The 10,509-nt window shown below is 37.5% G+C and carries 12 protein-coding genes, 1 pseudogene and 1 CRISPR repeat array; of the genes and pseudogenes, 5 read left to right on the forward strand and 8 right to left on the reverse strand.

The genetic code is table 11. The annotated features are described in order from the left end of the window. Window positions 1-386 (forward strand): PDZ domain-containing protein (locus CY0110_RS26645; RefSeq protein ID WP_008278765.1); only part of this gene is annotated, 386 nt, incomplete at its 5' end. Between the two features lie 17 nt (window positions 387-403). Here the strand turns inward: CY0110_RS26645 and CY0110_RS26650 are convergent. Further along, window positions 404-1,597, reverse strand: a complete 1,194-nt coding sequence (locus CY0110_RS26650; protein WP_008278766.1) for a helix-turn-helix transcriptional regulator — start codon at window positions 1,595-1,597, stop codon at window positions 404-406. A 228-nt stretch (window positions 1,598-1,825) separates the two neighbouring features. On the opposite strand from CY0110_RS26650, the gene CY0110_RS26655 reads away from it, so the two are divergent. The 3 genes from CY0110_RS26655 to CY0110_RS26665 all read left to right on the forward strand — a co-directional run bounded on the left by CY0110_RS26655 (window position 1,826) and on the right by CY0110_RS26665 (window position 5,433). Further along, window positions 1,826-2,389 carry a hypothetical protein gene (locus CY0110_RS26655; protein ID WP_008278767.1) on the forward strand — a complete coding sequence of 188 codons (564 nt, stop codon included), beginning with the start codon at window positions 1,826-1,828 and terminating at the stop codon, window positions 2,387-2,389. Between the two features lie 213 nt (window positions 2,390-2,602). After that, a complete protein-coding gene (locus tag CY0110_RS28210; RefSeq protein ID WP_008278768.1) occupies window positions 2,603-3,145 on the forward strand; it encodes a hypothetical protein in 543 nt (180 codons plus the stop codon). A 62-nt stretch (window positions 3,146-3,207) separates the two neighbouring features. Then, a CRISPR array of direct repeats spans window positions 3,208-4,618; the repeat unit is 36 nt; unit sequence GTTTCCATTCAACTGATGTCCCCTGCTAAGGGAAAG. Window positions 4,619-4,980: 362 nt separating this feature from the next. After that, complete coding sequence (locus CY0110_RS26665; protein WP_008278770.1) at window positions 4,981-5,433, forward strand: hypothetical protein; 453 nt, start codon at window positions 4,981-4,983, stop codon at window positions 5,431-5,433. On the opposite strand, the gene CY0110_RS26670 is transcribed toward CY0110_RS26665, so the two are convergent. From CY0110_RS26670 to CY0110_RS26700, 7 genes are all read right to left on the reverse strand, one after another. Continuing rightward, window positions 5,413-6,444: an exonuclease/endonuclease/phosphatase family protein gene (locus CY0110_RS26670; protein ID WP_008278771.1), complete on the reverse strand. Its 1,032-nt coding sequence runs from the start codon at window positions 6,442-6,444 to the stop codon at window positions 5,413-5,415. The genes CY0110_RS26665 and CY0110_RS26670 overlap by 21 nt on opposite strands. 164 nt (window positions 6,445-6,608) lie before the next feature. Next, entirely contained in the window at window positions 6,609-6,839 is a 231-nt protein-coding gene (locus CY0110_RS26675; protein WP_008278772.1) for a hypothetical protein, read from the reverse strand. Between the two features lie 268 nt (window positions 6,840-7,107). Beyond that, window positions 7,108-7,281: a calcium-binding protein gene (locus CY0110_RS31240; RefSeq protein WP_008278773.1), complete on the reverse strand. Its 174-nt coding sequence runs from the start codon at window positions 7,279-7,281 to the stop codon at window positions 7,108-7,110. A gap of 6 nt (window positions 7,282-7,287) precedes the next feature. Then, window positions 7,288-7,503: a hypothetical protein gene (locus CY0110_RS31245; protein WP_008278774.1), complete on the reverse strand. Its 216-nt coding sequence runs from the start codon at window positions 7,501-7,503 to the stop codon at window positions 7,288-7,290. A gap of 238 nt (window positions 7,504-7,741) precedes the next feature. Continuing rightward, the gene (locus CY0110_RS26690) at window positions 7,742-8,002 is read right to left on the reverse strand and encodes a hypothetical protein (RefSeq protein ID WP_008278775.1); all 261 of its coding nucleotides are present in this window, start codon (window positions 8,000-8,002) and stop codon (window positions 7,742-7,744) included. A gap of 73 nt (window positions 8,003-8,075) precedes the next feature. Continuing rightward, window positions 8,076-8,351, reverse strand: a complete 276-nt coding sequence (locus tag CY0110_RS26695) for an HU family DNA-binding protein (RefSeq protein WP_008278776.1) — start codon at window positions 8,349-8,351, stop codon at window positions 8,076-8,078. A gap of 150 nt (window positions 8,352-8,501) precedes the next feature. After that, on the reverse strand, window positions 8,502-8,765 hold the full coding sequence (locus tag CY0110_RS26700) for a hypothetical protein (protein WP_008278777.1): 264 nt from the start codon (window positions 8,763-8,765) through the stop codon (window positions 8,502-8,504). 140 nt (window positions 8,766-8,905) lie between these two features. On the opposite strand from CY0110_RS26700, the pseudogene CY0110_RS29055 reads away from it, so the two are divergent. Beyond that, a pseudogene (locus CY0110_RS29055) lies at window positions 8,906-10,509 on the forward strand (ribonuclease catalytic domain-containing protein); the annotation flags it as partial.

Raw genomic sequence — 10,509 nt, forward strand, 5'->3', positions numbered from 1 at the left:
AAGTTGTTGAGAAGAAAGGACGGGAGCGCAAGTCACCCTTCGTTGGAATTAAAATGTTAACTTTAACTCCGACTTTAGCTAAGGAGAATAATCAGAATCCCGATGCTTCTATCATACTCCCTGAAATCTCTGGGGTACTCGTGACTCATGTCTTTCCTGATACTCCTGCCGAAGCATCTGGACTACTTATTGGTGATCTTATTACTCAACTCAATGATCTAACTCTTCAAAACAACGAACAATTTCGGCAGTATGTGGCAGAGCGTAATATTGGAGAAGTTCTACAAGTTAAGGTGATTCGGGATAACACTGTCAAATATTTTGACATAGAGGTTGGGGACTTTCATCAAATGGATATTAACATCGAGCCAGACCACTCTCGTTAAAATTTGTTGATAGTCTTTTAATGGTTCTGCTGATAACGCGCCACTAACTTTAAAGCTGATTCTCTATGTTGTTTAACCAGATTTTCAGGTTCAAGGACTTGCGCCGAGGCTCCATGACGATTAACCCACAAATTAAACTCGTCTATTGAACGTGGTGGTAATTTTACAGCATAATCAATATATTCGGGCTTATTGTTCTTCAATTTAGATTTACTTCTTGTCAGTTTTTGGGTAGGATGACGAAGTTCTCCTTCTTCAATAAATTGACTGACAGGATGAAAAAAACGCACTTTTGCTGTAATTAATTCTAATTCTCCTTTTAACTCTTTCTGTTGTTCTTCTGCATCTCCTAACTTTAATCCCCATCCTTGGTCTAGAAGTTTATACCCTTTTGTAAGACTTTCTCTTTGAGCCTCTACTCCACGGCCTTTTTTTTCTAAGACCTTACAATAATCAGCCAAACGATTAATTCTTCCTATGGCTAAATGATTATCATTGCAACGTTCATAAAGTAAGTACCAAGCGATGTCGTGAAAAATCAACTGCAATGGCCATATCTGTTGAAATCCTACTCTATCTCCTTTGTAGGGATCTACTTTGCGAGAAATTTCTATTTTTTCTCCTTTGATAATAGCCAGTTCAATTTTATCAATATGACGAAAAAGAGTTTTGCTACCTTTATTTTTTTCGATCATTTCTTCAGGATCTGTATAGTTAATAACCCGATTTAGATGTTGGCGAATCGGATAAAATAAATTTTGAATGTTTAAAGCCTCGGTTCCTTTTAATCTTTCTTCTAATTTAGAATATATTTTCCGAATTTTAGGTTCTCCTTGCCTAAATGCTTGAGATTTTAAAGCATTTACAGCAATTCTTAACTCATCATAAGACATCACTCCTGTGCCTAAATAATATCCCCAACGATACATTCGTTGTTCGAGTATGTTGTACTTTTTCAAAGTTTGTAAATCTTTCCTTATCGTCGGCAGTGCTGGATATTCTTCTGGAAGTTTTATATTCAGACTTTGAGCGACTTGTCTTAAATACCATTGAACTTCCTCTAACGCATCATGGTGATTTTCCTTGTCTTCTTTATTTTCTTTTTTCAGATAACCAACTCCTGGATATTCTACCAAAGTTGCGATTAATAGCATTAGCCGTTCAAAGGCTTTTAATTCTGCATAGGGATGAGACTTACTTTTTTTTTTCATTTATTCTAAAAGACAATATCAGCTAACAAATTTTTTTCCTTCTATATTCCTTTTTTAATGGGAATTTTTTACCTTTTCAAATTTTATCATTAATATATCCTTTTTGCTTCCCCAAAAATTATGCTCTTGTTATTCTATGAATGTGGCTGAATAAAGCTAATTATTGAATTTATTTGGCTTTAGTAACAGTTTTACGACGAAATCTATTTTTTATTGAGGATAAACTCAATGACAGTTAAATTTGCTAAATTTGCCTCTCTGTTTTCTCTTACCCTTGCAACTTTAAATTTTGCCTCACCAGCTTTTGCCGTTTCTATCAATCTTACAGAAGGTCTATGGAATGTTTTTGCCACGGATGATCGCGGCAATACCTGGGATGGAACGACACTCTTATTTACTTCTCAGATAGATAACGGAGACAATGCCTTAGTTGAAGGGATTTTTAAGTGGCGATCTAATGCAGGGGAGTTTGGCACCGAAGCTTTTGTTGGAACTTTGTTTTCTGATTTAAGTTTGGAACTTACTGGCAATGAAATACTTCAGCCCTCTCAAGGTATTGTAACTGCTCAATATACTGCTATCGTGACCAATGATGGTGAGCAAATTATTGAAGGAGAGTGGGGCCGAATTCCTGGCGGTTCAAACGTAATTCCAGGGTCTTGGTCTGCTATCAGAGAAATAGAACCAGACCCCACAGAGCCAATTCCTAACGTCCCAGAACCTAACAACTTTTTTGGTCTTTTGGCTCTCGGCGGATTAGGATTAGTTAAAAAACTGCATAAACAACTCTAAAATCCAAATTGATCATTGCATGATTGTGTAATGATCAATTTCGTAATCTTACCTTACTCCTTGATCGCCATTTTATTAAATAATTGGAAAAAACAACTGAAAATATTTGTGTATTTTAAGAGATTTTACTAAAAGAATGTTACGATAATTCGTTGACTTTTGAAAAGTGTTCTAATTCTCGATTTTAACAGTATTTAATCTTACGCAACTATTATGAATAACATCGTCATTTTATCTGTTTTGTTGATTAATCAAATTGGTTTTATTAAGGCTCAATTACCAACAACAAATTTTGTTCAACCTCAAAATTTAAAAGTAGGCACTTATTTAGCACAAGGTACAATCAATAACAACTCTTGGAGATATATTCTTCGTCAAGACAATCGATTTTGTCTTGAAATAGCCAATGGCCCAGCCAGTCCCTATGCTGGAACAATTGAGGTTATTGTTAGTAGTCTTTCTGTTGTTAACAATAAGGTAAAAGTGGATGCTACAGGACAGTATATTACTAAAGAAAAAAGCAGTAATGTTAATTACTATTCTTTTGATGAAGCTGACAGACCTTGGGAGTGGATTCGCTCAGAGCTTTTTAATTCCTCCCCAGAATTATTAGAATGCCTAAAAGTGACAATGTTTATATTAAAAAAAGATGTGACTACGTTGGAGGCTATCAATTTGAGCCTTTTATTGACGCTGATGAAAAATACAAGCAAACAGCCCTACAAAGGTGTCGAGCGGAATTCTTATAGTTATTGAATAAACTCAAATCCTTTTTTTGTTAAGCATTTTTGGGTGGTAAAATACCACCCTTTTTTGTTGTTTCCATTCAACTGATGTCCCCTGCTAAGGGAAAGTAGCAACTTACAATCTTGAGCAAGAGTATTCACGTTTCCATTCAACTGATGTCCCCTGCTAAGGGAAAGATGGACACGAATTCTATGATTCCCACCCCTACGTTTCCATTCAACTGATGTCCCCTGCTAAGGGAAAGTTAATGCTCAGATTTTACGCCTGATCATTGCATAAGGTTTCCATTCAACTGATGTCCCCTGCTAAGGGAAAGCCCCTGATCCCGACGGTGGTTTTAACCTTGATCCTGACGTTTCCATTCAACTGATGTCCCCTGCTAAGGGAAAGAGGAAATAAAGGCAAGTTAGCTAACTATGAGCTATTGTCTACTGTTTCCATTCAACTGATGTCCCCTGCTAAGGGAAAGTTATTCCAGCTTTTATGGATTTTCTCAAAAGGTTTGGGAGTTTCCATTCAACTGATGTCCCCTGCTAAGGGAAAGTAGCTGCGTCAGGTGTAGCTTGCGCGATAGTCCTTGTTTCCATTCAACTGATGTCCCCTGCTAAGGGAAAGGGCTTCAGATAGCAAAATCTTTCACCCATGAAGAGTGGAGTTTCCATTCAACTGATGTCCCCTGCTAAGGGAAAGACGGCAGTTTACTTCCTGACCCCGACGGCAGTTTACTGTTTCCATTCAACTGATGTCCCCTGCTAAGGGAAAGATGAGTTAGTCAAACAAGAGGAGGATTTGCAAAAGAGAGTTTCCATTCAACTGATGTCCCCTGCTAAGGGAAAGGCTTGGGAACACTTCTTTGGAGTGTTACAATTAGTTTCCATTCAACTGATGTCCCCTGCTAAGGGAAAGCAGAAGACGTAACAGTCAGTATTTTTTCAACGAAAAAGTTTCCATTCAACTGATGTCCCCTATTAAGGGAAAGAAGTAAAAGACGGGGACTTTTCCAATTTCCAATCTGGAGTTTCCATTCAACTGATGTCCCCTATTAAGGGAAAGTACCGACGTATGACGGTTTTTAATTTTTAGTATTAGTTTCCATTCAACTGATGTCCCCTATTAAGGGAAAGAAGAAGAAAGTGACCAAAGGTGCATTCGGCGATAAGTTGTTTCCATTCAACTGATGTCCCCTATTAAGGGAAAGCAGAAATCGTTGCGTTTGGTGAGCTTGACATCTTTTTGTTTCCATTCAACTGATGTCCCCTATTAAGGGAAAGTTAAAATTAAAGGTAAAAGTAAAAGTTGGAGACCAACTGTTTCCATTCAACTGATGTCCCCTATTAAGGAAAAGAGTTCATTCTCATCATCTGACGATTCACCTCATGTTTCCATTCAACTGATGTCCCCTATTAAGGGAAAGGACAAATGTTTGATGAACTTGGAACGCATTGTGTTTCCATTCAACTGATGTCCCCTATTAAGGGAAAGAGTTCGTCTGAGGAGCCTTACAGGGAGTGGGTTACAGAGGACAAATCGACGCACCCCCTTAGATCGAAATAAATTTCCCTCAGAAAATAATTTTTCGTAACCCTCAAACCCTGATGGTGTAAGGCATCGACGCAGGTCTACGAAAGAATGGGGGTTTGAGGCTATTGGGCTACCTGCGTCGATTCGGAGAAGATAATGAGAACTTTATTGAATTTTCAAGGTTCAAAAAGTGCGGTTTAATTTCTAAAACCATCATATCACCATTTTGATTGGCGATCGCAGAACAACACTCGATGATCGCCCCTTGACTTCTTAGTTAGTGCCGAACTATAATAAAATACATCAGCACTAACCTAAAACCAATGTCCCAAGCTGCCATCAAAGCCCGTATTGCCCAACTCCGAAGCCAAGGAAAAGTCGCACCTCCCAATACCTGGATTGGAACAAGCAGTATCACAAAGAAAAACGGGAAACGATACACTTATTACAGGCTAATGAAAGCTTATTACCCTCCTGCTACTAAAAATAATCCTAATCCTACTCGTAAGACTAAAATGGTGCAGTATTTGGGTACAAAAGAGAGTGTAGCTTATCAGGAGATGAAAGAGGCGATCGCTCGTCGTAATGAGATTCGGCGATTGCAGAGGAAGCTGTACAAACTAGAAAAAGCAGTTAGTGTCGCATCAACTCAGAAAGAGCAACAGGATAAACAACCAGCACTAACTACGTTGGTAGGGGAGTTGGTGGCGCAAGTACAAGGTTTGGTAGAGGAAATAGCATGGATGAAAAGACAATTATCGACGACGCTTGCGTGAATAAAAACCGAAGACGACCACACATCCAAAACCCACGACTGTAACAGATGGTTCAGGAACTGTGGTTGAGGCTATAGTCAATCTACTATTACTACCAACTATGCCGTAGTCCACAACTACTGGTAAATGGTCACTAAATCGTGATAAGGCTGATAATACAGAAGCAGAAGCACCATTCCCTGTTGTGATAGGTTGGTTAAGAAGATGACTTCCATTATTTCCCAAGACACTATAACCTCCAGTAATTTCTAAGCCAAACCCATCAAAAAGCTCAGAACTCACTAACTGAGTATCAAACAAATCATCCATTGCTCCTCTAGGACTATTGGTATGGAAGCGAAGGAAAGATGAATTATCACGCCAATTTCCCCCAGAAAAGAAAGAAAATGCTTGTCCTGCTCCACTACTTGTGAACACATTATAGGCACTAGGTGAAGCTTCACTCGAAGAATTCCAGTTAAAGTCCCCACCATAAATAATGTTGCGATTACCTAGAGTATTAGCGTTATTACGAATAATACTAGCTTCGCTGGCTCTGATATTTTCGTCACTATTGCTACTTCCTGATTTGAGATGAACAGCATAAGCATAAAAGTCAGTCGCTGTGCTAGATGCACCCACTGGTCGAAATAAACCTCTTAAAGTTGGATGAATTAGCCCTGATGTCAGTTGAGACACTCCCACTAAACTTAAAGTAGACGAATTATAGAATAGTCCAGTGCGATCTCCTCCTCCATCAGCACTAGCGGTTCTAAAGCGATAACTACTGGTGTTGAAAGCATTATTCAAAGCGGTTCGAGTCGCAAAGGTAGAGCTAGAATCGGTTTCTGCTACCAACAACAAATCGACTCTTCCTATGTCTCTAAACACCGTTTCCATATCCAGTCTTTGACTGGAGTTATTAGGACGATTAGCTACATTCCAGTTAACAAAAGTTAAAGCAAAAGCTCTAACTTGAATTAAAAATAAAGATATTAAACTTAAAAATAAGGCTTTTCCTAATTTTCTCATAGCTTTATCGTCAAACTCCCTGCTTTATCTAATTTGAGTTACTGGGAATTGTATAAGCTAGAAATTAATGGGAAGTTAATAGAAAAGAATTATTTTATTAAACGTTTTTTCTGAAGTTAGACCACGGATAATGGCTATGTCCCCTAGGGCGATCGCCGTCAAATTTAGATTAACTGTTCATCTAGGCGAGACTGTGCCAAATCTCTGATTAAAGCAATACGCTGTTCAATATAAGAAGCTAAATCTTTTGTTTCTTGCCCAGTGAGACTTTTTCTCCGTTGGATACGATTAATCAAACTTTCGATTAATTCTCTCTTAGAAAGATGCAAAAGGCTGTGAGCGTGAATTTGCTCTGTAGCTGACCAGAGTTGCTTAATGAGAATAGGATGTAGCACTTTCTATTTTCCCCACACTTAAGATGAATTCTCAGAAATTATAAAAATAAAGATTTTAATAAATAGTAGTTATTTACACACTTTTATAATTTGTAATATATTAAGCAGAGTGACAAAACACCGATAAAAAAATAAAACCCATAGCCATTCCTACTACTAAAATTAGTAACAATAACTTAGATAAAAATTTTATTTGCACATTAACCTCCTCTTTTCTTCAACTATCACTATATATCTTTATTTTAAAAAAGTTTTTATTAATTTAAACTTAGAAAAAGTCATCTTTAAGTTCACTAAAGGTATAATCTCTCCCTACCCAGTATTTCCAATCATTTACTGCTTCATTCGTCGTTTCATCAGCATCAACGGGACTAATCTCAGACAAAGATACCGAAAAAACATCCTGACAGTTTTTTTCTGTGTAGCGAATATCTACCCTCATTTCCTGTTAATCAAGCCGTTTTGTCGAGACACTCACCCACCATTTTGCTAATCTTTCAAGGGCTTCTCCTACAACTTCTGGTTCTAAATCTAAGGCATTACTAATTCCATAATTAGCTAAATACCAAGCACTAATCGTTTCAGTAGATGGTAAAAACCTCTCAGTTGAATCCGAAAATTTTAGAGGAATATCAATACCATTAATGGTATTGATATTCCTCAAACCAACGCTCTTGATAAGTATTATTGTAAGCCTTCTCTATCTGTCTGTTGTCATTAATCGAAACCCTTAAAGATGTTTTTGAAGAAAGTAGCATCATAGCAATTAGCTCAAAGTTCTTTGTCTAAAATAGTCTTCCTTTTACGGACACGAGAATCATACTAATAATGCTTCACTATTGAGAAATCTTTATTTTAATTTCAACTTTCTTACACAAATCTAAACATAAGATTTCAAGAATTTAAGCATTATATATTAGCCAATTTCCATCATTACTCCAGAGAAGATCACTACTTAAAGAAATTACGCCTCCTGGTTCTAATGATTCTTGAGCAATTCCTGTGACACAATATTGTCCCCAGAAAGAGCGCAGTAAAAATACTTCTGTTTTTTCTCCTCGTTTCGCTCCATTTGTATAACCATATAAGACACGCCCTTGAGCCACAGTCGTTTCTAATTCTGGACGTTTTTTTACTAACTCCTCAACAGCTTCTACAGACATAGTAATAGCTCCCCACTTTTTTCCCTACAAGATAATCAAGTTCTCGTAAAAAAACAAGGTTTTTCTCAAAAGTTCATGGTTTGACCTTCTCTTTGAATGCTTTACCGGCGCTGAAAGCAGGAATAGTTGTTGCAGGGATAGTTAAAGATTCCCCCGTTTGCGGATTTTTACCCTGTCTTTCTTTGCGAGGCCGCGGTTCAAAAGTCCCGAAACCCACAAGGGTTAATTTGTCCCCATTAGCAACGGTTTCGACTATGGTTTCAGTGGTAGCATTGAGTATCTTGGTGACTACCGACTGAGGTTGACCAGTTTCAGCAGCAATCGCTTTTACCAGTTGCTCTTTGTTCATAATCTGATTAATAATTGATAAGATTGTGATTATAACTAGCTTAACCCCCACGTTGTCAAGATTTTTTGGAGATTTTTGCTCTTGAGGAAATTTATAATCAAGCTAATTTTGTTCTCTTAAGTAAATATCTTATCACCGTAATTCAATAATTTACTTGTCAAAAAATTGTTCAACTTGACATTCTGACAAAGCTCTTGGTTCTATTTTTTGAAACTGCTCAATCTTCTTAAGATAGATTCGGGCTGATGAAAGATCACTAATGTGTAGCAATACCATATCTTTATACATAGCATCACTGGGAGATATTTTCTCTAAAAATAAATCTCTAAGTTGATTTTTATCAATTTCAAAATCTAACTGCTTTAAAAATAAATCTCTTTTATTCGGACGACAAGACACTAAATACCAGTTCATTAAATCAAGAAAAATAAGTAACAGTTAATCAAATTAATATGTTATAATAATCTAGTCATCTAAGTCAATGATTTAAAAGATTGAGTCAATTAAAAAAGTCAACTATAAAAGTAGTTTATTTAAAATAACCGAAAGAAAAAGTGGCGAAAGCATTACCAATTATCCGTCAAGAAATCGCACAATTACTGGACAATAATATATCCCTGACTCACCGAGAAGCGGTACTAGGTTTTACGATTGATGGAGAAACGTCAAAAGACCTCGACGATGCTTTGTGGATAGAACCAAAGCAATCAGGAACCGTAGTATCTGTTCATATTTCGGATGTCTCGGCAATCATTCAACCAGGGTCTTCCTTAGAAGCTAATGCACTATCACAGGTGGAAACTCGGTATTTAGCCACGAAAAATAAACCCATGTTTCCCCATGAACTTTCCGAGGATAAATTATCCCTTCTCGAAAATAAATTGCGTTTAACGGTGACAATTCGCATTACCCTTGATGAATCAGCGAATATCAAAAATACTTCACTGCATTTAACCCATTTAACGAGTTTACAACGCTTTTCTTATAAGTCGGCTGATGCCACCCTTCATGACCCTTCATCGCCCTTTTTCCAAATGCTCCGTTACTGTGAACTATGGGCGCAAAAATTATCCTGGAAACGTCAAGATGTCGGTGCTATTGGTTTAAGCCGTGTTGCTGGGGTCAGCTTAGATGAAGAGGGGCGTATCCTCACTACCCCAATGTATCATTCACAGCAAATCATTCAAGAATTTATGATCCTTGCGAATACCGCAGTTGCCAGTTTAGCCGAGAAGCATCCCTTACCCCTCCTTTACCGGAACCATACTGCTTCTGCGATCGCACCCAAGAGTAAAGAATTAATCGAAACCTTAACGACACTGGGTTTACCGGAATTAGTGCGACAGAAGTTGCAAAGTTGGTTAAATCCTGCTACTTACTCTCCTGCTGTCATTGGTCACTTTGCCTTAGCTTTACCAGCCTACACCCACTTTACTTCCCCGATTCGTCGAGTGGCTGATTACGTCAACCATCGTATTCTTAAAGCAGTTTTCATAGAAGGCAAAGAATCCCCTTACACCCTAGAAGAACTACAAGCGATCGCTAACCACATTAATAGTAAACGCACCCAAGTCAAAGAACTACGAGACGAACATTTTCGTGAGAAACGCCTCAATCAAACCGTAAATATATTACGGGATAAGGACAAGATTGAGAATCTTTCGGATAAAGAGTTTTCTCAAATCGTTAAAGATAGTCTCAGGGTGTCAAAGTTAGATAAAATCGTACCCGAAGCTATCTCTAGAATTGAGCAAGGTAATATTAAACCAGTAGATTTATATTACCTAATCTTTGGAGATTATAATAATTTAGACAATAAGGAATTACTCAAAAACAGCATTTTAGATTATCTAGAAGAAAAACAAGTAGAAGCCACTCAAATTATTCAAATAGCAGGGACGACAAATCAAACAACCGTAGAATACATTGAAAAGACAACCGCATCGGGTAAATTTGCTTTTTGGTCTGTCTTAGAAGGAGAAACCACAGCAACGCCTGGAATTGCCAGTAATAAACAAGCAGCTAAACATCACGCTAATTATTTGTTGATAGAAAGGAGTGTTAGATCAGAGTTTAGTGCCACCTGAGTCATTGATGAAAGTTCTTTGCACGATGTTAATTCAGAGACAAACATAGCCCAAACGGTGGTAACTGATGA

This window comes from Crocosphaera chwakensis CCY0110, assembly GCF_000169335.1.
GTDB lineage: Bacteria > Cyanobacteriota > Cyanobacteriia > Cyanobacteriales > Microcystaceae > Crocosphaera > Crocosphaera chwakensis.